The sequence below is a fragment of the Agromyces sp. NPDC004153 genome (genome assembly GCF_053603635.1).
On sequence record NZ_JBSGFY010000001.1, the window covers coordinates 775,513 to 799,531 of the forward strand.

Below are 24,019 nucleotides of genomic sequence, written 5' to 3' on the forward strand. Positions count from 1 at the left end.
GGTGGTGCGAGCGGTGCTAGGCCGCGAGCTCCTCGACGTCCGAGAGCGACGCGAGCTCGTCGGCCGTGAGCTCGAGCTCGACGGCGCGCACCGAATCGCGGATGCTCTCGGGGCGCGAGGCGCCGGGGATCGGGATGACGACGGGTGCGAGCGCGAGCTCCCACGCGAGCGCGACCTGCTGCGGGCTGACGCCGTGGGCGTCGGCGACGCGCTGGAACGCGCCGTGCCGCTGCCCGACCGCGCCGGCGCGGGCGATGCCGCCGAGCGGCGACCACGGCAGGAACGCGATGCCGAGCGCGGCGCAGTGCTCGAGCTCGCCGAGGCTCGACCGGAACGCCGGCGAGAACTGGTTCTGCACCGACACGAGGCGGCCGCCGAGGATCTCGTTCGCCTGGTCGATCTGCGCGACGTTCGCGTTCGAGATGCCGGCGAGCTCGATGACGCCCTCGTCGAGCAGGTCGCGGATCGCGCCCACCGAGTCGGCGTACGGCACGCTCGGGTCGGGCCGGTGGAACTGGTAGAGGCCGATGGCCTCGACGCCGAGCCGGCGGGCCGAGGCCTTCACGGCCTCCTTCAGGTACTCGGGCCGGCCGTCCTGGGTCCACGAGCCGTCGCCGGGTCGCAGGTGGCCGCCCTTCGTGGCGACGAGCACGCCGGACGTGTCGCCGCCCCACGTGCGGAGCGCACGCGCGATGAGCTCCTCGTTGTGGCCGACCTCGTCGGCGTGGAGGTGGTAGGCGTCGGCGGTGTCGATGAGGGTCACGCCCGCCTCGAGGGCAGCGTGGATGGTCGCGATCGACCGGGCCTCGTCGGGCCGTCCCTCGATCGACATCGGCATGCCGCCGAGTCCGATGGCGCTGACCGTGCGAGGGCCGATGGTTCGCTGCTGCATGGAGCATCCTTTCGTTGCGAGGTTGCCTGTTCACGATAGGAACGCTCAAACTAGAAGTCCAACAACTAGTTCTCATGCCATTCAGAAGAAGGGTCGATGAATGGATCTTCGCCAGATGGAGTACCTCGTCGCCCTCGCCGACGAGCAGCAGTTCACGCGTGCGGCGGCCGTGTGCCACGTTTCGCAGTCGGGGCTCTCGGCGGCGATCCGCGGGCTCGAGGAGGAGCTCGGCACGACCCTGTTCGACCGCACGACGCGTCGGGTCGTGCCGACCGACGCCGGACTGGCGCTGCTCCCCCACGCGCGCACGATGCTCGCGCAGGCGGCCGCGGCCCGCGACGCCGTCGTGCGGGCGACGCACGAGCTCTCGGGCAGCCTGCGCGTCGGGGCCGAGCAGTGCCTCGGCATGGTCGACGTCAACGCGCTGCTCGAGCGCGTGCACCTGCTCTACCCGCTCGTCGAGCTCGAGTTCACGCAGGCGGGCTCCCATGAGCTCGCCGCGCGGGTCAACGAGGGCACGCTCGACGTGGCGTTCGTCGCGGGCGGCGGACAGGTGACGCGGCTCCGCCGGCACGAGCTCGGACGACGTCCCATCGTGCTGCTCGTGCCGCCGCAGCATCCACTCGCCGGCCGGGAGCGCGTCGAGTGGGCCGACCTGCGCGACCTCGACTTCGTCGACTTCCAGGAGTCGTGGGCGGTGCGCACGCTCAACGACGAGGCATGCGCCGCGCACGGCGTTCCCCGTCGCGTGAGCGCCGCGGTGAACGACGTGCACACGCTGCTCGACCTCGTGCACCGCGGACTCGGCATCGCGCTCGTGCCGCAGCACGTCGCCGCGAAGCCGCAGGCGTCGGGGCTCGTGACGCTGCAGCTGCCGCCCGAGTCGACGCCCGAGTGGGTCGTCTCGGCCATCACCGGCGCGCCGGCCGCGGCATCCGCCCCGCTGCTGCTCGACCTGCTGGACGCGGAGCTCGCGCTCAGCGCCTGAGCCGAGCGGATGCCGCGTGGCGGTGCCGCCGCGGTCGACGCTCGTTCCTCAGCCGACGATCGCCAGCACCACGCACGCGCCGCCGAGGAACACGTCGAGCCCGAGGCACCAGAGCGCGAGCGACCGGTTCACGACGGCGTCGCGGCGGTAGTGCACGAGGTCCCAGCCCGCGTGCGCGGCGAGCGCGACGCCCGCGATGATGAGGCCGAGGCGAGGGTCGAGGAACAGGGCCGCGATCGCGACGCCGAAGTAGGCGACCATCGCGTTGCCCTGCGGCACCGTGACCCGCGGCCGGCGAACGAGGCCGACCACGACGAACACGGCCCCCACCGCGGCGAGCACGATCCAGCGGGGCACGTCGACGAGCTCGGCGCCGAAGACGAGCACCGTGCCGAGGCCCGCCCATGCCCAGGCCATCCAGCGGATGCCCGTCGCCGCCGCGGCGACGTAGCACAGCGTCGCGATGCCCACGGCGGTCATCGGCGTCGTCGCGTCGAGTCCGCTCAGGGCTGCGCCGCCGAGCAGGAGTGCGGCGCCCGTGATCACGCCCACCACGACGAGCAGCGCGATGAACCACGGGCGCGGTCGCGGAGAACCCGACGCGGATGCCGCTGCACCCGTCACCTCGGTCTCCCTCGTCGGGCCACCCGTCGTCGTGGCATCCGTCGTCGTGGCATCCGTCACCGCGTTCGTCTCGCCCGTCGTGCGCATCATCGCTCCCCTCCGCAGCACATAATACCCCAACCGGGTATTGGTACACCAGTGCTCGAACCTCTGCTGGCACCGACCCAGGCGAAGACGATGCGGGCCGACCGGAGCCGCTCGCACGCGGCGCGTCGGCGGCTCCGGCGGTCCGCGTCGTCGTCGACCTAGATGGCGCAGCCGGCGGCGCGAGCAGCGGTGTACGGGAAGCCCGGGATCGGACCCGGCCCCTTCTGCGGGTAGCAGATGATGTTCCAGGTCCGGGGTCCGACGATGCCGTCGGCGACCAGGCCGAAGGTCTGCTGCACGCGGATCGTCAGGTCGCGGGTCTTCGGGCCGAAGGCGTTGTCGACGACGAGCGGGGTCCAGCCGTAGGGGCGGTGGTAGTTCAGGAGCTGCTGGATGTACCCGATGCACGACGAGTAGCCGCCGAGCGAGTAGTTGTAGTCCACGCAACGGCCGGCGGCCTCGGCGGGCGCGGGAGCGCCGCCGACCGCGCCGACGGTGCCGGCCGCGGCGAGCGACAGCGCCGCGAACGCGAGCGCGAGCTTGTGGCGACGAGTGCGGATGGGCATATGGGCGTCCTTTCCGGGCGGCACCGTGCCGCCGAATCGGAGCGAGCGTACGACGCGCGCGTTCAGCGCCTCGATGGGGAGGACTCCCCGCCGAGGCGGCCGAGGGGAGCGCGGATCGCGCGCGCGGCCTCGTCGGGGGAGATCGTGCCCTGCAGGCGGAGCCGCTCGACCGCGCGGCGGCGGTCGTCGAGCAGGCGCTCCTGCTCGTCGGCCGGGATGGCGGCGACCGCCTCGGCGAGGCGGCGATCGCGTTCGAGTCGCTCGTCGGGCGTCTGCTCGAGTCGAACGCGGGGCCGCGAGGGTCGGTCGAGACGCCTGCGCACCACGCGTGCGCCGATCGCGTTCGCGATGCCGAGCGCGGCGACGACGACCGCGAGCGCGACCCAGGCGAGCCAACCCGGCACGCCTTGCCGGGCGCCGATGAGCGCGATGCCGACGCCGATGAGCACCGCGAGGAGCGCCGTCGCCCCGCCGACGCCAGCCATGTCGGGGCGTCCGCGGATCGTGGCGACGAGCAGGACGACCTGCACGATCGCCGCGATGACGAGCGAGGCGCCGGCCACCGGGATGGCGACGTGACCGTCGACGTCGTCGAACGTGACGCTCCCCGTGGAGAGCGTGGCGAGCCCCCACACGGGCGCCCACACGATCGGGAACGCCACGAGGGTCGCGACCACGATCCCGGTCCAGAGCGCGATCCGGAACCCGCGCGTGGACGTGCGCACCCCGGCGGACGCGGGCCCGAGCAGGCGCAGCACCGCGGGGTGGTCGCGCAGCACGTGCGATTCGAGTTCGTCCCAGTCGACGCGACCCCCACGCGGAAGCGAGCGCGCCCACTCGGTCGCGCTCGGGGCGAGCGACCTCGCGGTGCGGGTCGTGCCGTCTCGTGATGCGGTCGCCTCTTCGGTCACGCGGGCAGCCTATTGGCTCGACGACCTCAGGCGCGCGGCGCCGTCGTCGTGTGGGTGACGAGTCGTCGAGGCGAGCGCGCCGAGACCGATATCGTGTGGAGTCGTTGCCGACGCTGAAGGGGAGACGTTGACCGACCCGACCCGATCGTCCCGCTCGATCCGACCCGCCCGGGGCCCTGCCCCCGGGCTCCGATTCGGAGAGGTGCGGTGGACCGCCGCCGCGACGGTCCTGCGTGCGCTCGTGATGGTCGGCGTGGGCGCGATGGTGGGCGTCGGCCTGGCCTTCGGCATCGCGCTCGTCGGAATCGTCGTCGTTCAGGAGGCGCTCTGGGAGCTCTCGCGGGACCTGCGACTGGATCCGCTGGCCCGCGCGGCGATGGGCGTCGTGCTCGTCGTCGCCGCGGCGCTCGCGGTCATGGGACCGGTCGTCGTGGCGCTCGAGCGCTACGCGGCGCTCCGGTCGCTCGAACGGCACGATCAGGAGCACCCCGAGGTCGTTCCCGAGCACGCGGCGCGGCGCCTGATCCGATCGCCGGGCGGGATCATCCGCTGGACCGGGTGGATCGTCGCCGGCGTTGCGGCACTCGTCGCCGTGGCGTGCGCCTGGGTCCTGATCACGGAGTCGGACGAGGACGAGCTGACCGGCGGGGCGATCGCCGCCGGCGTGGCCGTACTGGCCGTCGTGCTCGGCATCGTCTGCGCGCCCGTCTCGCGCGCTGTGGACTCCCGATGGGAACGACGGGCGGCGCCGCTTCGCGAGCGCTGGTCGGGTGCCCAGGGCGCGGCCGAGGCCGCCGAGCGTCGCCGGCGCGACGCCGCCGTGGCCGACGACGGGCCGCTCGAAGCTGCCGTTGGACGGAGGGCGGGCCGAGCCCTCGCCGCCGTCGTCGGCGCGCTCCTCGTCGGCATCTGCGTCTTCTTCGTGTCCGTGACGCTGCGCCAGCCCTGCCGGAACTGCGACGAGGTGCGGTACGTCGGCCCCGTCGAGACGGGCATCGACGTGCTCAGCCTCGCCGGCGGCATCCTCACCGGAGCCGCCGCCGCCGTCCTGGTCGCGGCGTTCATCGCCGGCATCGTGCCGCGCCTCCTGCGCGAGCGCGCCGCCGCACGCTGGGTGTCCGATGGGCGGGCGCGGCGTGCGCCGGCCGAGCGACTCATGCCGCTGCTCATCGGGCCTCGCGCCGCCGAGACGGCCGCCCAGGGCTTCGGGGCGGTCGCCGCGATGGCATTCATCGCCGGCGTCGCGGCCGACTGGAGCGCGTCAGAGCTCCTGCAGCCGGCTCTCCTCGTCATCGTTGCGCTCGTGGCCGCCGGGCTCGGCGTCCTGGCGGACCTCATCGATGCCGCGCCCCGATACCGCGAACGCGAGGCACTTCGTAAGGCCCTCTCGCCGGGCGATCTCGACCCCGATCCGCCGGCCCCCGTGGTGGGTGACTCCGGTTCCTCCGGGCCGCTCTGACCTGCCGTCAGGGTCCGAGCCGAGCGGATGCCGCGAGCAGGCGGAGTCCTCCCTCGCGTGTCAGCCGTTCCCCTCGATCACCTGCTCGAGCACGCGCTGGTACGCCTCGGGCCCCACCGCGATGGAGCCGGCGTACGGACGGTCCAGGTCGGCCGTCACGAAGATGACGAGGCCGATGTACAACGAGAGCAGGCCCACCATGAGCAGATGCAGGCGTGGGTTGCGGACGTCGAGGAACGCGAGCAGCACCACGTTGACCGCCGCACCCACCCAGATCACGAGCCAGAGCAGGATCGGCAGTTCGAGGGCCGTCGCGTCGATGCGAGCGCGCCGCGACTCGATGAACACGTCGAACGTGGCGAGCACCTGCTGGAATGCCGCCTGCTCGTGGCCGGGCTCGGCCTCGATCTCGCTCAGCAGCTCATCGATCTCGTCGACGTGGGCGTCGCTCGCCTCGGGGAGTACACCCTGCCGCTGCTCGGGCCAGTCGCGCTCGATCACCGCGTGCATGTACTCATCGATCGCGGTGCGCAGCGGCTGGCCGTCCTGCTCGTCGAGGAGCGTCGTCGCCCGGTACAGCGTGCCGACGCGTCCGGCCTCCTCGACCGCCGTGTCCCGCGCGTACGCGAAGTTCTCGTACACCGAGAGCGCGACGAGGGCGAGCAGGATGCCGAAGAAGATGCCGAACGTGCCGATGACGTGGGCGAGCGCGCGGTCCCATTCCTTGTGGTCGGTCACGAGCTTGTGCACGAACGGCCGGAGCCCCAGCACGATCAGGCACGAGAGGACCACGAATCCGCCGACGAAGATCGGCAGGGTGATCCAGATGGGCGTGCTGTAGAACCACTCCACCACGGCTGCTCCCCCTGCCCCGACAGCGCACGGGCAGCCAGAGCCCGTCCGACGAGGGACAGCCTACGGATGCCGCCGCGCACTCCGCCAGACCCGATTGCCGTGGCCGCGGCATCCGAGACCGGCTCGGGATGCGGCCGGTCGACGTTCGAGCGCTACGCCGCGACCGCCTCGCGACGCCGCGGCAGGTTCGCGACGACGAGCGCCGCGACGCCGAGCAGCAGGATGAGCGGGGCGCCCAGGTCGAGGGCGGCCTGCAGGCCCGACGCCGTCGCGATGGCGCCGAGGCCGAGGGCGGCGAGCGCCTGCAGGAGGTAGCCCACGACGTAGGCGGCCGAGATGACCGCGGCCCGCTCGTGCACGGGCGCGCTCGTGGTGACGAGGCCGAGTCCGCCCGAGAACATCAGGGCGTAGCCTGCACCCGCCACGACGGATGACGCGAGGAACGCGGGCAGGGAGTGCGCGAGCCCCGCCACGATCAGCAGTCCGAGCCCGGCGGTGGCGAGCAGCGGCCCGAGCGTCACGGCGAGCCGCGGGCGGAGCCCGCGCGTCAGAATCGCGACGACGCCGATGGCGACCGCCGAGAGCGCGATGACGGCGCCGTCGACGAACACGTCGTCGCTGCGCACGAGGTCGCGTGCGATCTGCGCGCCGAGCGCGAGGAAGATGGCGCCCATCGCGTAGGCGGCCGAGATGCCGAGCGTGCCCGCGACGAACGACGGGCGCTCGCTCCGCGGCATCCGCGGCAGCCGGGGACGCCACGGACCGGCGGCCTCGTCGCGCGTGTGGAGCGGGAGCCCGGCGGCGAAGACGGCGACGACCGCAGTGACGGCGGTGAGCACCCAGAAGCTGAGGTGCAGCGGCCACGGCGCGTACTGCACGAGGGCGCCACCCACGACGGTCGCGAGCGCGAGTCCGGTGGCCGTGGCGGCGGTGGTGGCGGAGCTCGCCCGCCGCGCGCCGTCGCGCCCGCCGAACTCGACCATGGCGGCCGTCGCGGGACTCAGCGAGAGGCCGACGCCGACACCCATGAGTGCTCGGCCGATGAACACCCACGTGAGGTCGGGCGCCAGGCCGAACGCGATGGAGCCGAGGCCGAGCGCGCCGAGTCCGAGCAGGATGACGGCGCGCCGGCCGATCACGTCGGAGAGGTTGCCGAACACGATGAGCACGGGCACGAGCACGACCGGGTAGATCGCGAAGATCGCCGTGGTGACCGACGGCTCTACCTGCCATTCGGCCGCGTAGAGCGGATACACGATCGTCGGCGCGCCGCTCGCCCAGAGGGCCAGGCCGGCCACGGATGCCGCGGTCCAGAAGCTTCCACGAGTGCTGAGGGACATCCTGCGCCTTCCGAAGATTCCTGAGTTGGAATCTCCAAGTTAGCAGGCTGAGTCTGATTTTCCAACCCAGTGTGCGAGAATGGTCGCATGGCTTCCCTCGACCGTTCCGACGAGCGCTGCTCGATCGCCCGCAGCCTCGAGGTCATCGGGCAGAAGTGGTCGCTGCTCATCGTGCGCGAGGCGTTCCGCGGCCGCACGCGCTTCGCCGACATCCGCGCGCGGCTCGGCGTCGCGCCCGACGTGCTCACCGATCGGCTCGCGCGGCTCGTCGACGCCGGCATCCTCGAGCGCCGCCCCTACCGCGAGGCGGGCGAGCGCGAGCGCGAGGAGTACGTGCTCACCGATGCCGGACGCGCGCTGAAGCCCGTGCTGGCGTCGATCATCGAGTGGGGCGACGAGCACCGCCCGAGCGGGCACGGCCCGGCGTCGATCTACACGGCGGGCGGTCGGCCCGTGCGGCTGGCGTTCCTCGACGAGGACGGCGTGGAGCACGCGCCCGACGAGGTCGTGTCGATCCCGGGGCCGGGCGCCCGCCGCCCCGACTGATCGCACGGCCGAGCCGGACGCGCCTCGAGACCCGGTCAACCCCTGTCGGGTGTCGGCGGCATCCGGAACCATGGGCGGATGGACGTCACCGAGTGGCTGCTCGAATCCGATCCCGCCGTCCGCTGGCAGGTCATGCGCGACCTGCTCGACGCGCCGTCCGACGACGTCGCCGCCGAGCGGTCCCGCGTCGCGACCGAGGGCGTCGGCGCACGGCTCCTCGCCCTGCAGGCCGACGACGGCTACTGGGGCGATCACGTCTACGGCGAAGACGGCGACCGGCGCGGCACGCACTGGATCCTGCAGGACCTGCGCCGGCTCGGCGCCGACCCCGATTCGCCGGCGGTGCGAGCCGCGATCGAGCGCGTGCGAGACGGCGTGGTCTGGGACTGGTTCGATGATCGGCCCTACTTCGAGGGCGAGGAGGAGGAGTGCGTGAACGGCGGCGTGCTGGCCCATGGCGCCTACCTCGGAGAGCTCGGCGAGGGCAGCGACCGCATCATCGGGATGCTGCTCGAGCAGCAGCTCCACGACGGCGGGTGGAACTGCGATCCGCCTGAGGAGTCGACGCGGTCGTCGTTCGACTCGACGCTCTGCGTCATCGAGGGGTTCCTCGCCTACGAGCGCGCCGTGCCCGATGCTCCCGCAGAGATCACCGAGTCCCGGCGGCGCGGTGAGGAGTACCTGCTCGAGCGGGGCCTGTACCGGCGTCGGTCGACCGGCGAGCTCGTGCTCGATCGCTACCTCGACTTCGCCTTCCCGCCGTACTGGCACTACGACGTGCTGCGCGCGCTCGACTCCTTCCGCGAGGCCGGTGCCGATCCCGACCCGCGCATCGACGACGCGATCGGGCTCGTGCTCGACCAGCGCCTCGACGACGGCCGATGGCCGGCCGCGAAGCCCCGGCGTGGCGAGGTGTTCTTCCCGCTCGACGCTCCCGAGGGCGAGCCGAGCCGGTGGAACACGCTCCGCGCCCTGCGCGTCCTGCGCTGGGCCGGTCGGTAGCCGGCCCCGCGGCGTTCGCCCCCGCTCAGTCGGTGAACGCCACCGCCCGCACCGGCGCGCCGTCGGCGTCGATCGGCAGCGGGAAGAACCCGATCCGAACGCGCTCGGGCAGGCCCTCGAGGCCGGTGAGGTTCTCGACGATGAGCGCGTCGCCCCCGAGCACGACGTCGTGCACCGGGAATCCGTCGCCGCCCGTCGGATCGGGGCTCAGCGTGTCGACCGCGAGCACGCCCATGCCGCGCCGCAGCAGCTCGGCAGCCGCAGCGGGGTCGAGCGCCGGATGCTCGAGCGCGGCATCCGTGCCGAACCGCGACGCCCACCCGGTGTCGACGACGACGATCGGCGGCACCCGCTCGGGCACCTCGCCGCCGAGCGCGGTCGCGAGCTCGGCGAGGCCGTACCGCTGCCGCGGTGCCAGGCCCTCGACGTGCACGACGAGCGCCTCCCCCACGAGCTCGTCGAGCCCGATGCCCCCGGTCGTGCGCCCGCCGGGCACTGTGTGCGACGGCGCGTCGAGGTGCGTGCCGGTGTGCGAGCCGAGGTGGAGCTGCGCCACGTCCACGCCATCGCGCGCCAGCTCGAGCGCTGAACCGATCTCGACGCCGGGGTCGCCCGGGTACACCTGCATCCCGCTCGTGATGCGGTGGCTCAGCTCGCGCACGCCGGCCGCCCTCAGCCCACCTCGGCGCGTGCGTCGGACGCGGCCGCGGCGTCGGCCTCGCTGAGGTGCACGCTCGGCTCACGCGGATGCCGCGACCGCTCGCGCAGCATCGCGAGGAGGTAGAGCGCGAAGCTCAGCACGAACGCCGGGATGGTCGCGCCGATGGGCGACGGCCAGACGTAGGTGAGCAGGTACGAGGTGAGCGCGCCGACGACCCAGACGGCGACCGCGATCCAGTTGATGCCGGCCGCGTACCAGTAGCGTCCGCCCCTCGCCCGCAGGATGTCGGCGGTGTACGCCGACCGCTTCACGAGGTAGTAGTCGACGATCATGATCGCGAACACCGGCACGAACAGCGAGCTGATGAGCACGAGGAAGTTCGTGAACTGCGTGAGCAGCCCCAGCCAGGTCGCGCCGAGGATCGAGATCGCCCCGAGCACGAGCGCCGTGGGCAGGAACTTCAGGCGGCCGCCCACGCGGGCGTGCACGACCGACGTCACCATGCCGTAGACGACCATCGTGTTCGTCGCCATGACCGACAGGAAGATCACGATGGCGAGCGGCGCCCCGAACTCGGCCACGATCGTGGCCGGGTCGAACGGCACCGCGTCGCCGCCGGCGAGGATCACGTAGGCGAAGGCCGTGAGGCCGAGCGTCATCGAGATGACCGTCGAGAGCGTGTAGCCGATGCCCGAGCCGAGGATGCCGGCCCGGCTGTTCTTCGCGAGCCGGTTGAAGTCGGCGGAGAGCACGGTCCACGAGATCGCGGTGGCGATGACGATGTCGAGCACGATCACGGGCGTGTAGCCGATCGCCTCGTCGACCGGGATCGCCTGGAACTCGGCGGGCGTGAACGTGGTGAACGCGACGATGAAGATCCACGCGATGATGACGAGCATGAGCACCGCGAGCCACGGCTCGACGCGGGCGATGCCCTCGTGGCCGAAGATCGCGAGGATCACGACGAGCGTCTGCGCCAGCACCGAGAACAGGATCGGGCTCGAGAAGCCCGTGAGGCTCTGCACCAGGTAGTCCACGGTGACTCCGGCGAGCATGGCCTGCACCCAGCTCCAGCCCATGAGGATCACGACGTTCGCGACGACGGGCAGGTAGCTGCCGCGCGTGCCGAACGACCCGCGCGTGAGCGCCATCGTGGGCAGCCCGGTGCGCGTGCCGATGTTGCCGACCGCGGCGAGCACGATCGCGCCCGCGAGCGTGCCGAACACGATCATCGTGAACGCGGTGCCGAAGTCGACGCCCGGCACGAACAGCGTGCCGGTGAGCAGCGTCGTGACGACGAGGTTCGCGGCGAGCCAGATCATGCCGATGCGCAGCAGCGAGAGCGTGCCGCGCACGGGCCCGGCGTTGTCGGCCTGCTGTTCGAGGCGGCGGTCGAGGCGTGAGTAGAGCGACATTGCTCCTCCTGGGTGGGGGTGTGGCGGTCGGATGCCGCGTGGCGCGTCAGCCGGGGAACGGGGAGAGGTGCTCGTGCACGGCGACGAGGCGGTCGCCGTCGGCGCGGAAGACGATGGTCTCCCGCTCGCGGTAGGCGTCGGGACCGTCGCCGGTCTCGACGGCCGTGTCGACGTCGTGGGCGAACACCGCGCCGCCGGGGAACGTGTGCACGTGCCGGTTCGACGAGGTGCACGACGTGACGCGCCAGCCGCTCTCGATCCACTCGGCCCAGAGGCGCTCGTACGTCGCGCGGTCGTCGAGCCGGTCGGACTCCGTGTGGAACACGAAGGAGGCCTCGGGGGCGAACGTGGCGAAGTAGCGGTCGCCGTCGGTGGCGGCGAAGGCGTCGACGATCGCATCGGCGGCCGCGAGCACCTCCTGCTCGTCGGGTTCACGGTCGGTCATCGGACTCCTCCTCCTGGCGGGGCGCCATCGCACTGATCAGCTCGTAGGCGACGTGGGATGCCGCGATGCCCGTGAGCTGGGCATGGTCGTACGCCGGCGCGACCTCGACGACGTCGGCACCGACGATGCGCCGGTCGGCGAGCGCACGGATGATGCGCAGGAGCTCCCGGCTCGTCATGCCGCCGGCCTCGGGCGTGCCGGTGCCCGGCGCGTGGGCGGGGTCGAGCACGTCGATGTCGATGGAGATGTAGAGCGGCGCGTCGCCGATGCGCGCGCGGATGCGCTCGATCGCGGCGGCGACCCCGTGCTCCTCGATGTCCTCGCTCGTCACGATCGCGAAGCCGAGGCGGGCGTCGTCGGTGAGGTCCTCGACGCCGTAGAGCGGTCCGCGAGTGCCGACGTGCATGCTCGCGGTGAGGTCGATGAGCCCCTCCTCCGACGCTCGGCGGAAGGGCGTGCCGTGCGTGATGGGGGCGCCGAAGTACGTGTCCCAGGTATCGAGGTGGGCGTCGAAATGCAGCACGGCGACGGGCCCGTGCCGGTCGGCCACCGCGCGGAGCAGCGGCAGCGCGATGGTGTGGTCGCCGCCGATCACGACGAGCCGGTCGGCCCACTCGGCGAGCGCCCTGGCTCCGGCCTCGACCTGCTCGACGGCCTCCTCGATGCGGAACGGGTTCACCGCGATGTCGCCCGCGTCGACGACCTGCTGCACCGCGAACGGCGAGATCCGCTGCGCCGGGTTGAAGGGGCGCAGCAGCCGGGATGCCTCGCGCACGTGCGAGGGGCCGAACCTCGCCCCCGGACGGTAGCTCACGCCGCTGTCGAACGGCACGCCGACGACGGCGATGTCGGCGTGCTCGACCTCGCCGATCCTGGGTAGCCGCGCGAAGGTCGCGATGCCCGCGAACCGGGGCACGACGCTCGCGTCGACCGGGCCGATCGGCCCCTCGGCGGGCGGTGGCTCGTGTTGCATATTAGACAACCTTCGATAATCAGCGGTAAACCTTGGGGCCAGAGTATGCCCGCCGCTGCGCCGTGTCAACGGAATTCGCACGGGCGGTGGCGGCCGCGCGGCGTCCGCTCGACGACGGTCCCGCGAAGGCGGGTGCTCAGGCCGCCTGCGCGTCGGACTCGTGCGCGCTCTCGCGGGCGAGCCGCGCGATCCGGGCCCGCGCGTTCCGCTCGCTCGGCGACACCGCACCGAGCACTCGGGCGGCCGACACGAGAAGGATCCGCGTCATCGTGATCGCGGGCCACCACGGCCGCCGGAGGCCGAGCAGTTCGCGGTAGCGCGGCGAGAGCGACGCCACCGCGCCCCCGAACAGGATCGGGTAGACGCGACCCGTGAGGCCGGGCAGGCCGGGCTTGCGGATGAACTTCACGGCCTGCACGACGCGCTCGTCGACCTTGGCCTCGCGCAGGAACCCGTCGAGTTCGGCGTCGAGCTGCGCGACCGAGGTCGGCGGGTCGACCACGCCCATCAGCCGCCCCGCCTCCGCCCACTCGCGCACGTACGCGTCGGGCCCGCCGGGGATCGGCGCACCCCAGACGGCGTGCGCGCCGAGGAACGCCTCGGTGAACGCGTCGTGCACCCAGCGCAGCAGCACCTGGTCGCTCGCCGCGTAGGGTCGCTCCGTTCCTCCGGCATCGACGTACGTGCCGGTGATGCGCTCGTGCAGCCGGGAGACGCGAGCGGATGCCGCAGCCGCCGCCCTGCGATCGCCGAACGTCGTCGTGGCGATCCACCGGATCGTGCCGTCGAGGCGCCCGAGCGGGTCCTCGTGGTAGCGCGACCAGTCGTGCACGCCCGCCATCGCACCCGGGTGCAGCGTCTGCAGCAGCAGCGCGCGGATGCCCGCGACGAGCGTCGGCAGCGCGCCGTTCACCGCCCAGACCGCGCTGCCCGGTCCGAAGTACCCGGCGTCGTCTCCTTCGACGAGGGCCGCGGTCCACGCCGGCAGCTCCTGGTGCGAATGCGGCGAGCGCGAACGCAGCCGCCAGCGTGCGCCGCCCGCGCTCCGCAGCTCCCGCTCCGCCATATTCGACGTTAACCCCTGACCGAGCGGATGTCGCTGCGCAGCGGCTGCGAACTTCGCCGCGCCGCGGCATCCGATGGTTCGTCATCGGGGGCGGCGCCTCGCTTCTTCAGTCGCCGCCCGGCTCGCGCACGTGCACCCGCTCCCCCTGCGCGCTGAGCAGGTTGATGATCTCGGCCGGCTCGAGCGACGCGCTCGCGGTGCCGTGCGGCGTGCGGGTGTCGAACTCGGCGGCCTCGCCGGGCTCGAGCACGATCTCCTCGTCGCCGAGCACGAGGCGTACGCGTCCGCTCAGCACGTAGATCCAGTCGTAGCCTTCGTGCGCCCGCTGCTCGACCGGCGCGTCGGGCGGATGCCCCGGAAGCACCATCTTGAACGCGTGCACGTCGGGGTTGCTGCGGGTCAGCGGGATGATCGCCCGGCCGCCGCGGTAGAACGGCCGGGGCGCGACGCGCGGGTCGGCGATCTGCGGCGCGCCGACGAGGTCGTCGAGGCTCGCGCGGTAGACGCCGGCGATGCGGATGAGCAGGTCGAGCGTCGGACGGCGACCGCCCGACTCGAGGCGCGAGAGCGTCGAGACCGAGATGCCCGTCTGCTCGGACAGCTCGGCGAGCGTGAGGCCGCGGCGGGTGCGGAGGGCGCGGAGTCGCGGCGCGACGGCGTCGAGCACGGCGTCGAGGTCGCCGTCGGGCCGGCGATCGGCGTCGGACGGCGGGTGATCGGGATCGTGGGGCATGCGACATCCGTTCACGTGGTGCGTCGTTTGCCGTTGCGGCAAGCGACCTTGCCATTCAATCAAACAGCGACGACGATCGGAAGCATGCAGCAGCACTCATGGGACGTCATCATCGTCGGCGGCGGGAGCGCGGGCCTCAGCGCCGCGCTCATGCTCGGCCGCTCGCGCCGGAGCGTGCTCGTCGTCGACGAGGGCCGGCCGCGCAACCGCTTCGCGGGGCACATGCACGGCGTGCTCGGGCGCGACCACACCTCCCCGCTCGACATGCTGGCCGCCGGGCGCGCCGAGCTCGGACGCTACGAGGGCGTCGTCGTGCGCCCGGGTGACGTGGCCGCGGCATCCGTCGTCGACGACGGGTTCGCGGTCGAGCTCGACGACGGCGGGCGGCACCTCGCGCGGCGGCTGCTCGTCGCGTCGGGGCTGCGCGACGAGCTGCCCGAGATCCCGGGGCTGGCCGAGCAGTGGGGGCGCGGCGCGTTCATCTGCCCGTACTGCGACGGCTGGGAGCAGCGCGACCGGCGCATCGCCGTCATCGCCGCGAGCCCCGCGAACGTGCACCAGGCGCAGCTCATGCGGCAGCTCTCGGGTGACGTGACGTTCTACGGGCACGGCGTCGAGCTGCCGCCCGAGGCGCGGGCGGGCATGGTCGCCCGCGGCATCCGGATCGAGGATCGCGCGGTCGCGGAGGTGATCGCCGACGAGGAGGGCCGGCTCCGCGGCATCCGACTCGAGGACGGCACGGATGCCGCGGCCGACGCGATCTTCGTCGGGCCGACGCCGCGCCCCAACGACGGAATCCTCCTCGCACTCGGCGCCGAGGCCGCCGAGCACCCGATGGGCGGACGGTGGGTCGCGGTCGACCCGATGGGACGCACCAGCGTGCCCGGGCTGTGGGCGGCCGGCAACGTCACCGACGGCCGGTCGTCGGTGCCCTACGCGATGGCCGCGGGCAGCCTCGCGGGCGCGGGGATCAATGCCGACCTCGTCGAGGCGGAGGTCGAGGAGGCGGTCGCCGGGATGTCCAGCACTCTCCCCCGCGGCGCATAGAAACCGCATACCGAACGCAAAGGGCCGACCACGGGCGGCCCGGATGAATGGACGGCATCGACCTCGTCCACTCACCGGGAGCCCATCGTGGAGAACCTCACCCTGATCGCGGCGGACCTCATCGCCGTCACCCTGCTCACCTTCGGCCTGTACTTCCCACGGCATCGCCGGCGCGACCTCGTTCCGGCGTTCCTCGTCGTGAACGCGGGCGTGCTCGCCGTCGCCCTCGTGCTCGGCACGAGCGGTGCCACCGTGGGCCTCGGGCTCGGGCTCTTCGGCGTGCTGTCGATCATCCGGCTGCGCTCGAGCGAGATCGAGCAGCACGAGGTGGCGTACTACTTCGCGTCGCTCGCCCTGGGGCTCATCGCGGGCCTCGGCGCGGCCATGCCGTGGGCGGCGCTCGGACTCATGGCGCTCGTGCTCGCGGTGCTCGCGATCGGCGACCACCCGGCGGTGTTCCGTCGGTACCGGCAGCAGCGCGTGCGCCTCGAGCGCGCCATCACCGACGAGGGCGAGCTCACCGCCCACCTCGAGCAGCTGCTCGGCGCCCGCGTGCATGGCGTGCGGGTGGAGGAGCTCGACCTGGTGAACGACACGGCGCTCGTCGACGTGCGGTACCGCGTCGACCAGCGGGGCCGGCTCGGCCGGATCGCCGCACGACACGGGGCGCCGATCCCGGCCATGGCGAGCGCCGACGTCGACGCCGCGGTCGCCGACGCTCGCACCACCGCACGCCACGAGGCGATGGAGCGATGACCTCCCCCGCCACCCAGGCCACCCGCGTCGACCGCGCGCTCGACGAGCTCGAGTCCATCGGCCTCGACGAGCTGAACCTCCGCGCCGAACTCATGACACGCGTCGACCGCAAGTACGTCCTGGCCGCCCACGCCCTGCCTGCGGTGCTCGCCGACCTGCCGCCGCGGACCCGTGCGCTCGAGTTCGACGGCCCCGATCGCACCCGCTCGTCGGCGTACGCGTCGGTGTACTTCGACACGCCCGAGCTCGTGGCGTTCCACCTCGCGGCGCGCAGCCGGCGCCGGCGGTTCAAGGTCCGCACGCGCACGTACCTCGACGCCGAGCTGTCGTTCCTCGAGGTGAAGACGCGCGGCGGCCGCAGCCTGACCGTGAAGGACCGCCTCGAGGTCGACCCGGCCGCGGGCGACCGGCTCACCGCCGACGGACGCGCCTACGCCGAGCTGGTGCTCGACCACGCCGGGGTGCCCGCGCCCGACACCGGCGCGCTCGTGGCCACGCTCACGACGCGGTACCGCCGGTCGACGCTGCTCCTGCCCGCGAGCGCCGCGGGCGACGAGAGCCGCGCGACGATCGACCAGGACCTCGAGTGGATCGACGAGGGCGCGCGCGGCGCATTCGGTCGCGCGCTCAGGCTGCCCGGCACGGTCATCGTCGAGACGAAGTCGGGCTCGCGCGCCGGCGACCTCGACCGCGCCCTGTGGCGCCACGGCCACCGCCCCGACTCGATCTCGAAGTTCGGCACCGGGCTCGCCGCGCTGCGGCCCGAGCTGCCGCAGAACAAGTGGACGCGCGTGCTCCGCCGCCACTTCGACCACGGCGCCGAGCGCGCCGCCCCCTGACGACGTCTGACCGCCCGCCCCAGCACCCCGATCCACCCCAGACCATCCCCCACGAAAGGACCCCCACCATGACCATCCGACCCCGACCCCGACCCCGCCACCGCTCCCCCAAGACGTTCCTCGTCGTGCCTCTGCTCGCGGGCTCGCTCATCCTCACGGGTTGCGCCGCCGCCGCGACGACCGGCACGGGCACGAGCAGCACGACGGATGCCACGACCACCGTCGCTGCGGCATCCGTCGACGTCGGGCAGAGCGCCGCCGAGGTGCTCGCCGCGAACCAGGAGACCCACGACGACGACGCGGACTACGAGTGGAGCGACGCCGACGTGGTCGACGTCACGCTCGACGGCGACACCGCCACGAGCGACAGCGACGCGGTGACCGTCGAGGGAAGCACGGTGACCATCACCGCGGCCGGCACGTATCGGCTGAGCGGAACGCTCACCGACGGGCAGGTCGTCGTCGACTCGGCGGGCGACGGGCTCGTGCGCCTCATCCTCGACGGCGTCGAGCTCGCGAGCTCCACGACCTCCCCGCTCGTCGTCAGCCAGGCAGACGAGGCGATGATCGTGCTCGCAGACGGCTCAGAGAACACCGTGAGCGACACGTCGGCCTATGCCGACAGCACCGACACGGACGCCCCGAACGCGGCGATCCACAGCATGGCCGACCTCACGATCACCGGGTCGGGCGCGCTCACCGTGCACGGCAACGGCGCGGACGGCATCGCGAGCAAGGACGGACTCGTCATCAACGGCGGCGACCTCACCGTCGACGCGGTCGACGACGGCATTCGCGGCAAGGACTCCCTCGTCGTGAAGGCGGGCACCCTCGACGTGACGGCGGGCGGCGACGGCCTGAAGTCCGACGCCGACGACGACGTCGCGCGCGGTTACGTCGCGCTGCTCGACGGCAGCGTGACCGTCACGGCCGGCGGCGACGGCATCGACGCGTTCACCGATGCCGTGATCGCCGGCGGCACGCTCGACGTCACCGCGGGCGGCGGCGCCGGCCAGGCGGTGGGCGACACGTCGACCAAGGGCGTCAAGGCCGGCGTCATCGCGGTGGTCGACGGCGGCCAGACCACGGTGGATGCCGCGGACGACGCCATGCACAGCGACACGTCGGTGCACCTCGCGAGCGGCACGCTCACGCTCGCCTCGGGCGACGACGCAGTGCACGCCGAGGCGGAGCTGCAGGTCTCGGGCGGCACGCTGACGGTCACCGAGGCCTACGAGGGGCTCGAGGCGACGGCGATCACGCTGAGCGGCGGGGACGTCGCCCTCACCACCGGCGACGACGGGGTGAACGCCTCTGGCGACGCCACCGGATCGCTCGTGATCTCGGGCGGCACGCTCACGATGGATGCCGAGGGCGACGGGCTCGACGTCAACGGCGGCACGATGACGATGACGGGCGGCGACGTGATCGTGAACGGGCCCACGGGCCAGGGCAACGGCGCACTCGACGTCGACGGCGGCATCGATATCTCGGGCGGCACGCTGCTCGCGGTCGGCAGCGCCGGCATGGCGATGGCGCCCTCGCCCGACTCGGCGCAGGCGTCGCTCCTCGCGACGCTGACGACGACCGTGGGCGCGGGCGAGACCGTGCAGGTGGTGGCGGCCGACAGCACGGTCGTCGGCGAGTTCACCACGGCGAAGGCGATCGGCTCGGTCGCGTACTCGTCGGCGGGACTGGTCGACGGCACGTCGTACTCGATCGTCGTCGACGGGCAGACGGTCGGCACCGCGACGGCGGGCGAGCAGACCACAAGCACCATGGGCGGCCCCGGGGGCGCCGGGGGCGCCGCTCCCACCGGAGGAGGGCCGCGCGGATGAGCCGGCACGCCGAGCACACGGATGCACGCCCCGGCGCCGAGCCGACCCGCCGGCCCCGCCGCGCGCGCCGCCGACGCCTGGCGATCTGGATCACGGCCGCGTCCCTCGCCGTGCTCGCCCCCGCGACCGCGGGCACGGCCTGGGCGCTCGACCGCTTCGTGATCCCGCACGTCGAGATCGCCGACGTCGACGCCTACGAGGCCGCCCAGTCCACGGATGCCGCGACGGGCACGACCGCCGACGGCACCGACGTGACGGCGACCGGCGCCGCCGTCACCACCCTCACCGACACGAGCTACACGTCCGACGCGGCATCCGTGTCGATCTCGACCGTGCAGACGGGCAGCGGCGACGAGACCGTCACGTACTACGTGGCCGACGTCACGCTGTCGGATGCCACGATGCTGCGCTCGGCGTTCGCGCAGAACCAGTTCGGCGAGAACATCACCGAGACGACCTCGCAGATCGCCGCCGACAACGGCGCGGTCTTCGCGATCAACGGCGACTACTACGGGTTCCGCGACACGGGCATCGTGATCCGCAACGGCGTCGTCTACCGCGACGCCGGCGCCCGTGAGGGCCTCGCCTTCTACCGGGACGGCACCGTGGCGGTGTACGACGAGACGACCGCGAGCGCCGACCAACTCGTCGCCGACGGGGTGTGGAACACGCTCTCGTTCGGCCCGGCGCTCGTCGACGGCGGCGCGATCCTCGACGGGATCGAGGATGTCGAGGTCGACACCAACGTCGGCAACCACTCGATCCAGGGCGACCAGCCGCGCACCGCGGTCGGCGTCATCGACGAGAACCACCTCGTGTTCGTGGTCGTCGACGGCCGCAGCCCGGGCTACAGCGCCGGTGTCACGATGACCGAGCTGGCCCAGATCATGATCGACCTCGGCGCCGAGACGGCCTACAACCTCGACGGCGGCGGCTCATCGACCATGGTCTTCGACGGCGCCCTCGTGAACGACCCGCTCGGCAACGGCGAGGAGCGCGGCACGAGCGACGTCTTCTACATCGCGGCGGGGTGATCGCAGTGGTCCTGCTCATCCCCGCCTACGAACCCGGCGAGCGCCTGGTCGCCCTCGTCGACGAGCTGCTCGCCGCACGGCCCGATCTGGCCGTCGCCGTGGTCGACGACGGCTCGGGCCCCGCGTTCGACGACGTCTTCGCGGCGGTCGAGGCCCGCGGATGCCTCGTGCAGCGGCATCCCCGCAACCGCGGCAAGGGCCGCGCGCTGAAGGCGGGGCTCGAGCTCGTGGCCGACCGCTTCCCCGGCGAGGCCGTCGTCACGGCCGACTGCGACGGACAGCACACCGCGGCCGACATCCTCATGGTGGCCGACCGGATCGCCGCAGCATCCGACGCCGAGTCGATCGTGCTCGGCGTGCGACGGTTCGACGGCCCCGACGTGCCGCGGCGGAGCCGGCACGGGAATCAGGTGAGCCGGCTGGCGTACCGGGCCATGACCGGCCAGGACGTGCGCGACACGCAGACCGGCCTGCGCGGATACCCGGCCGCGGCGATCCCGTGGCTGCTGGGCGTGGCGGGCGACCGCTTCGAGTACGAGTTCCGCGTGCTGCTCGGCGCCCGCGCCGCCGGCTTCGCACTCGAGCAGGTCGACATCGACACGGTCTACCTCGATGGCAACCGCTCGTCGCACTTCCGGGCGATCGGCGATTCGCTGCGGGTTGTCGCCCCGATCGTGCGGTTCGCGCTCTCGTCGATGCTCGCGTTCGTCGTCGACACCGCGGTGTTCCTCGTGCTGCACGTGCTCACCGGGTCGCTGCTCGTCGCGGTGGTCGCCGCCCGGGCGGTGAGCGGCAGCGTGAACTTCGCGATCAACCGGTCGCGGGTCTTCGACGGCGGACGCGGCATCCCGCTGGGCCGCGCCGCCGGCCGGTACGCGGCACTGGCGGCGGTGCTGCTCGCCGCGAACTACGGCGCGATCGACGCCCTCACGACGATCGGCGTGCCGCTGCTCGCGGCGAAGCTCGCGACCGAGGCGACGCTGTTCCTCGCCTCGTTCGACCTGCAGCGCTCGATCGTGTTCGCCGGCTCGATGCGCGCCCGGCCGCTGCGCGGCGAGCGCGCGCCCGAGGCGGCACTGCCGGTCGAGTGAACCTCGGGATACCCTGACGCCGTTCTCTCATCGTCGGCTCGACCGTCGGATCTCGGCGGCGGGCACGGCGGAGCATGGAGGCGCAGCATGGCGACGGCATCCGACTTCGAGTTCACGACGGTATGGGAGCTGCCCGCGCCCGTCGCGCGCGTCTGGGACGAGCTGCTCGACATCGACGCGTGGCCGACCTGGTGGCGCGGGTTCGAGCGCGTGGACGTCGTGCGGGAAGGCGACGCGAACGGCGTCGGCAACGTGCGCGACCTCGTCACCCACGGCCGGCTGCCCTATCGGCTGCGCTACCGGGTCGAGGTCGTGCGGGTCGAGCCGCTGCGACTCATCGAAGCCAGGTCGACGGGCGACCTCGAGGGGTTCGGCCGATGGACCACCGAGTCGACCGACGGCGGCACGCGAGCGGTGTACCTCTGGCACGTGCGCACGACGAACCGGATCCTGCGGGCGCTCAGCCCGCTCGCGCGCGGCACGCTCACCCGGAACCACGACCGGGTCATGGAGTGGGGTCGCCAGGGGATCCTCGAACGCCTGGGCACGACCGCGGAAGCCGGCGCGGCGCCCGAGCCCTGATTCGCTCCGACCCGACACGACGGGGGCCGCTACGCTGGCGCCGTGAACCCGATGTCGCGTTCCGAGCGCCGGCGCCCCCACCTCGCGCTCATCTGGACCTGGGCCGTCGTCACCGTCATCGCGGGACCCGTGCTGATCATCTCCCAGTTCGTCGCCGGCCTGGGTTCCTTCGCCGGGCCGGGCTCGACGCCCGTGGCGGACGCCCTGATCCCGATCGCCGCCTTCGCCAGCCTGCTCGGCGGGGTCGGGGCGCTCGTGATCGGCGGCCGCTGGTGGACGGCCATCCTGTGCGCGTCCCCGGGGCTGCTCCAGCTCCTCCTCCTCGCCGGCGGCAACGATCCGCTCGTGAACCTGGTGTTCCTGATGATGCTCGCCAGTCCCATCGCGGCGATCATCGGCGTGCTCTTCGCGGTGGCGCACGCCAACGAGGCCGCGTACGGGCCAGACGAGGAGGTCGAGGAGACCGAGGAGAACGGCGAGCGCGAGATCGCCGAACCCGACGCCTGACGCTGCTAGCATGCGCGGACGGACGGTCGTCGCCGAGGTGACCGCGACCAGGGGGGAGCCCGAATGCCCGGACCCGACGACCTCGTGCCGGGCGCCCCGGCGTGGGTGGACCTGAGCACGACGGATGTCGAAGCGGCATCCGCCTTCTACGAGACGCTGTTCGGCTGGGAGGCCGAGGACGTCGTCGACGAGCGCTTCGGCGGCTACCGCGTGTTCCGCCTCGGCGGCAGGCGGATCGGCGGGATCGGCATGCGCATGGACGACGACGTGTCGGCGCCGCACTGGACGGTGTTCATGCTCACGTTCAATGCCGCGACGACCGACGAGCTCATCGCGGAGGCCGGCGGTACGGTGCTCTTCGAGCCCATGGTCGTGCCGACGCGCGGCGTGATCGGCATGGCGATCGACGGCACCGGCGCCGTGGTCGGCTACTGGCAGCCCGGCATCGTCGAGGGGTTCGACGTGTTCGGCGAACCGGGCAGCGCCGTGTGGTTCGAGCTCGCGGCGAGCGACTTCGACGCGGCGACGCAGTTCTACGCGCACGCGTTCGACTGGAGCCTCGCCCTCGGCGAGGACGAGCCGCGGTACGCGGTGTTCGAGCGCCGCGGACACGACTTCGCCGGCATCGTCGACGCGGCGTCGACGCTCGGCGCCGACGAGGGGCCGGCGTGGCGCGTGGTCTTCGGCGTCGACGACGTCGACGACACGGTCGCGCGTGCCGTGGAGGCGGGCGGCACGGTCGTGGACCCGCCGTCCGACGTGGCGTCGGGCCGCAGCGCCGGACTGCTCGACCCGACGGGCGCGTTCTTCCTCGTGATGTCGCGCGGCGCCTGATCGGTTCCCGTTCGCGCGCGGCCTGACCGCGGGTCAGTAGTCCTCGCGCGCCTCGCGGTACTCCTGCACCTGGTCCTCGGATGCCTCCCAGCCCTCGAGCGCCGCGACGAGCTGCCGATGCAGCCACTCCGCGTCGCCCGGGTCGCCGGCGCGCAGCTGCGCGAGTCGCTCGGTCGCGGTCCCCCGCAGGTCGTCCATCATGGCCTCACCTTCCGTGCGGATGCCGCGACCGACGGCCGTTCGTCCGGCCCCGCACGGTGCACATCCTGCCACCGGAGGCGCGGCGCCACGAGGGCTCGGCTGGTCGCTACCTCGTGCGCAGCCCGTCGAGCGCGAGGTCGACCACGCGCTCGCGCTGCTCGGCGTCGGGGAACGCGACGCCGGCCACGCCCGCGACGAGGCGCACGGCGTCGTCGATGCGGACGTCGGTGCGCACCTCGCCGGCCGCCTGGGCGCGGCGGAGCAGCGGCTCACCCGACTCGTACATGATGCCGCGACAGGTCTGCAGCAGCTCGGAGTCGCGGTTCAGCCCCTCGAGCAGCACCTTCTTGCGGCTCGCGTAGTCGGCGAAACGGCGCAGCCACGCCGCGAGCGCGTCGAAGGGCTCGGCGTCGTCGAGCTCCTCGGCGAAGGACGCGACACCAGCGACCTCGTCGAGGTACACGGCCTCGACGAGCGCGTCGCGCGTGGGGAAGTTGCGGTAGAGCGTGCCGATTCCGACGCCGGCCCGGCGGGCGATGTCCTCGAGCGAGGCATCCACCCCGTGCTCGGCGAAGGCCGCGCGGCCCGCCTCGATGAGCGCGTCGAAGTTGCGCCGTGCGTCGGCACGCGTCGGGCGACGCTCGTCGAGCAGCGCGCGGAGCGCCGGATCGGTCAACGGGAACACCTCGCTTGCAAAGTGGAGGCTCCCTCCGCTAAAGTACTAAGC

The 24,019-nt window shown here is 72.8% G+C and carries 27 protein-coding genes; 13 read left to right on the forward strand and 14 right to left on the reverse strand.

Annotated elements, in window-relative coordinates; translation table 11 throughout:
• Positions 1-16 precede the first annotated feature (16 nt).
• Positions 17-892, reverse strand: coding sequence for an aldo/keto reductase (locus ACWEOH_RS03580; protein ID WP_452028313.1), 876 nt, complete (start codon positions 890-892; stop codon positions 17-19).
• Between the two features lie 100 nt (positions 893-992).
• Here ACWEOH_RS03580 and ACWEOH_RS03585 point away from each other — a divergent pair, with 100 nt between their 5' ends.
• Positions 993-1,880 carry a LysR family transcriptional regulator gene (locus ACWEOH_RS03585; RefSeq protein ID WP_452028315.1) on the forward strand — a complete coding sequence of 296 codons (888 nt, stop codon included), beginning with the start codon at positions 993-995 and terminating at the stop codon, positions 1,878-1,880.
• Positions 1,881-1,928: 48 nt separating this feature from the next.
• Here the strand turns inward: ACWEOH_RS03585 and ACWEOH_RS03590 are convergent, their stop codons facing one another.
• The 3 genes from ACWEOH_RS03590 to ACWEOH_RS03600 all read right to left on the reverse strand — a co-directional run bounded on the left by ACWEOH_RS03590 (position 1,929) and on the right by ACWEOH_RS03600 (position 4,068).
• Entirely contained in the window at positions 1,929-2,594 is a 666-nt protein-coding gene (locus ACWEOH_RS03590; protein WP_452028317.1) for a hypothetical protein, read from the reverse strand.
• A gap of 155 nt (positions 2,595-2,749) precedes the next feature.
• The gene (locus ACWEOH_RS03595) at positions 2,750-3,157 is read right to left on the reverse strand and encodes a peptidoglycan-binding domain-containing protein (protein WP_452028319.1); all 408 of its coding nucleotides are present in this window, start codon (positions 3,155-3,157) and stop codon (positions 2,750-2,752) included.
• A gap of 62 nt (positions 3,158-3,219) precedes the next feature.
• Positions 3,220-4,068, reverse strand: coding sequence for a hypothetical protein (locus ACWEOH_RS03600; protein WP_452028321.1), 849 nt, complete (start codon positions 4,066-4,068; stop codon positions 3,220-3,222).
• A 202-nt stretch (positions 4,069-4,270) separates the two neighbouring features.
• On the opposite strand from ACWEOH_RS03600, the gene ACWEOH_RS03605 reads away from it, so the two are divergent.
• Positions 4,271-5,527, forward strand: a complete 1,257-nt coding sequence (locus ACWEOH_RS03605) for a hypothetical protein (protein ID WP_452028323.1) — start codon at positions 4,271-4,273, stop codon at positions 5,525-5,527.
• 60 nt (positions 5,528-5,587) lie between these two features.
• Here the strand turns inward: ACWEOH_RS03605 and ACWEOH_RS03610 are convergent, their stop codons facing one another.
• Both ACWEOH_RS03610 and ACWEOH_RS03615 read right to left on the reverse strand, forming a co-directional pair.
• Positions 5,588-6,382 (reverse strand): bestrophin-like domain, encoded by a 795-nt coding sequence (locus ACWEOH_RS03610; protein ID WP_452028324.1) that lies wholly within the window; start codon positions 6,380-6,382, stop codon positions 5,588-5,590.
• Positions 6,383-6,534: 152 nt separating this feature from the next.
• Entirely contained in the window at positions 6,535-7,722 is a 1,188-nt protein-coding gene (locus tag ACWEOH_RS03615) for an MFS transporter (RefSeq protein WP_452028325.1), read from the reverse strand.
• 87 nt (positions 7,723-7,809) lie between these two features.
• Between ACWEOH_RS03615 and ACWEOH_RS03620 the strand changes: the two genes are divergently transcribed.
• Both ACWEOH_RS03620 and ACWEOH_RS03625 read left to right on the forward strand, forming a co-directional pair.
• Positions 7,810-8,268 carry a winged helix-turn-helix transcriptional regulator gene (locus tag ACWEOH_RS03620; protein WP_452028326.1) on the forward strand — a complete coding sequence of 153 codons (459 nt, stop codon included), beginning with the start codon at positions 7,810-7,812 and terminating at the stop codon, positions 8,266-8,268.
• 78 nt (positions 8,269-8,346) lie between these two features.
• Positions 8,347-9,270, forward strand: a complete 924-nt coding sequence (locus tag ACWEOH_RS03625; RefSeq protein ID WP_452028328.1) for a hypothetical protein — start codon at positions 8,347-8,349, stop codon at positions 9,268-9,270.
• A gap of 25 nt (positions 9,271-9,295) precedes the next feature.
• On the opposite strand, the gene ACWEOH_RS03630 is transcribed toward ACWEOH_RS03625, so the two are convergent.
• The 6 genes from ACWEOH_RS03630 to ACWEOH_RS03655 form a co-directional block, all read right to left on the reverse strand.
• On the reverse strand, positions 9,296-9,931 hold the full coding sequence (locus ACWEOH_RS03630) for a cyclase family protein (protein ID WP_452028330.1): 636 nt from the start codon (positions 9,929-9,931) through the stop codon (positions 9,296-9,298).
• 11 nt (positions 9,932-9,942) lie between these two features.
• A complete protein-coding gene (locus tag ACWEOH_RS03635; protein WP_452028332.1) occupies positions 9,943-11,346 on the reverse strand; it encodes a purine-cytosine permease family protein in 1,404 nt (467 codons plus the stop codon).
• A gap of 46 nt (positions 11,347-11,392) precedes the next feature.
• Positions 11,393-11,791, reverse strand: a complete 399-nt coding sequence (locus ACWEOH_RS03640; RefSeq protein WP_452028334.1) for a YybH family protein — start codon at positions 11,789-11,791, stop codon at positions 11,393-11,395.
• The gene (speB, locus tag ACWEOH_RS03645; RefSeq protein ID WP_452028335.1) at positions 11,778-12,764 is read right to left on the reverse strand and encodes an agmatinase; all 987 of its coding nucleotides are present in this window, start codon (positions 12,762-12,764) and stop codon (positions 11,778-11,780) included. The genes ACWEOH_RS03640 and speB overlap by 14 nt, the downstream gene beginning before the upstream one ends.
• 136 nt (positions 12,765-12,900) lie before the next feature.
• Positions 12,901-13,830 carry an oxygenase MpaB family protein gene (locus tag ACWEOH_RS03650; RefSeq protein ID WP_452028336.1) on the reverse strand — a complete coding sequence of 310 codons (930 nt, stop codon included), beginning with the start codon at positions 13,828-13,830 and terminating at the stop codon, positions 12,901-12,903.
• A 106-nt stretch (positions 13,831-13,936) separates the two neighbouring features.
• The gene (locus tag ACWEOH_RS03655; RefSeq protein ID WP_452028337.1) at positions 13,937-14,563 is read right to left on the reverse strand and encodes a helix-turn-helix domain-containing protein; all 627 of its coding nucleotides are present in this window, start codon (positions 14,561-14,563) and stop codon (positions 13,937-13,939) included.
• 84 nt (positions 14,564-14,647) lie between these two features.
• On the opposite strand from ACWEOH_RS03655, the gene ACWEOH_RS03660 reads away from it, so the two are divergent.
• The 9 genes from ACWEOH_RS03660 to ACWEOH_RS03700 all read left to right on the forward strand — a co-directional run bounded on the left by ACWEOH_RS03660 (position 14,648) and on the right by ACWEOH_RS03700 (position 23,091).
• Positions 14,648-15,610 carry an NAD(P)/FAD-dependent oxidoreductase gene (locus ACWEOH_RS03660; protein ID WP_452028338.1) on the forward strand — a complete coding sequence of 321 codons (963 nt, stop codon included), beginning with the start codon at positions 14,648-14,650 and terminating at the stop codon, positions 15,608-15,610.
• Positions 15,611-15,697: 87 nt separating this feature from the next.
• Positions 15,698-16,366, forward strand: coding sequence for a DUF4956 domain-containing protein (locus tag ACWEOH_RS03665; RefSeq protein ID WP_452028339.1), 669 nt, complete (start codon positions 15,698-15,700; stop codon positions 16,364-16,366).
• Positions 16,363-17,205 (forward strand): polyphosphate polymerase domain-containing protein, encoded by an 843-nt coding sequence (locus tag ACWEOH_RS03670; RefSeq protein WP_452028341.1) that lies wholly within the window; start codon positions 16,363-16,365, stop codon positions 17,203-17,205. Before ACWEOH_RS03665 ends, ACWEOH_RS03670 begins: the two co-directional genes overlap by 4 nt.
• A gap of 68 nt (positions 17,206-17,273) precedes the next feature.
• A complete protein-coding gene (locus ACWEOH_RS03675) occupies positions 17,274-19,043 on the forward strand; it encodes a carbohydrate-binding domain-containing protein (protein WP_452028343.1) in 1,770 nt (589 codons plus the stop codon).
• The gene (locus ACWEOH_RS03680) at positions 19,040-20,077 is read left to right on the forward strand and encodes a phosphodiester glycosidase family protein (RefSeq protein WP_452028345.1); all 1,038 of its coding nucleotides are present in this window, start codon (positions 19,040-19,042) and stop codon (positions 20,075-20,077) included. Before ACWEOH_RS03675 ends, ACWEOH_RS03680 begins: the two co-directional genes overlap by 4 nt.
• Positions 20,074-21,168 carry a glycosyltransferase gene (locus ACWEOH_RS03685; protein ID WP_452028347.1) on the forward strand — a complete coding sequence of 365 codons (1,095 nt, stop codon included), beginning with the start codon at positions 20,074-20,076 and terminating at the stop codon, positions 21,166-21,168. The genes ACWEOH_RS03680 and ACWEOH_RS03685 overlap by 4 nt, the downstream gene beginning before the upstream one ends.
• An 87-nt stretch (positions 21,169-21,255) precedes the next feature.
• Complete coding sequence (locus tag ACWEOH_RS03690) at positions 21,256-21,750, forward strand: SRPBCC family protein (RefSeq protein ID WP_452028349.1); 495 nt, start codon at positions 21,256-21,258, stop codon at positions 21,748-21,750.
• 42 nt (positions 21,751-21,792) lie between these two features.
• Entirely contained in the window at positions 21,793-22,257 is a 465-nt protein-coding gene (locus ACWEOH_RS03695) for a hypothetical protein (protein WP_452028351.1), read from the forward strand.
• Between the two features lie 63 nt (positions 22,258-22,320).
• Positions 22,321-23,091 (forward strand): VOC family protein, encoded by a 771-nt coding sequence (locus ACWEOH_RS03700; RefSeq protein ID WP_452028353.1) that lies wholly within the window; start codon positions 22,321-22,323, stop codon positions 23,089-23,091.
• Positions 23,092-23,124: 33 nt separating this feature from the next.
• Here the strand turns inward: ACWEOH_RS03700 and ACWEOH_RS03705 are convergent, their stop codons facing one another.
• Positions 23,125-23,292, reverse strand: a complete 168-nt coding sequence (locus ACWEOH_RS03705) for a hypothetical protein (protein WP_452028355.1) — start codon at positions 23,290-23,292, stop codon at positions 23,125-23,127.
• 106 nt (positions 23,293-23,398) lie between these two features.
• Complete coding sequence (locus ACWEOH_RS03710) at positions 23,399-23,968, reverse strand: TetR/AcrR family transcriptional regulator (protein WP_452028357.1); 570 nt, start codon at positions 23,966-23,968, stop codon at positions 23,399-23,401.
• Positions 23,969-24,019: the final 51 nt, after the last annotated feature.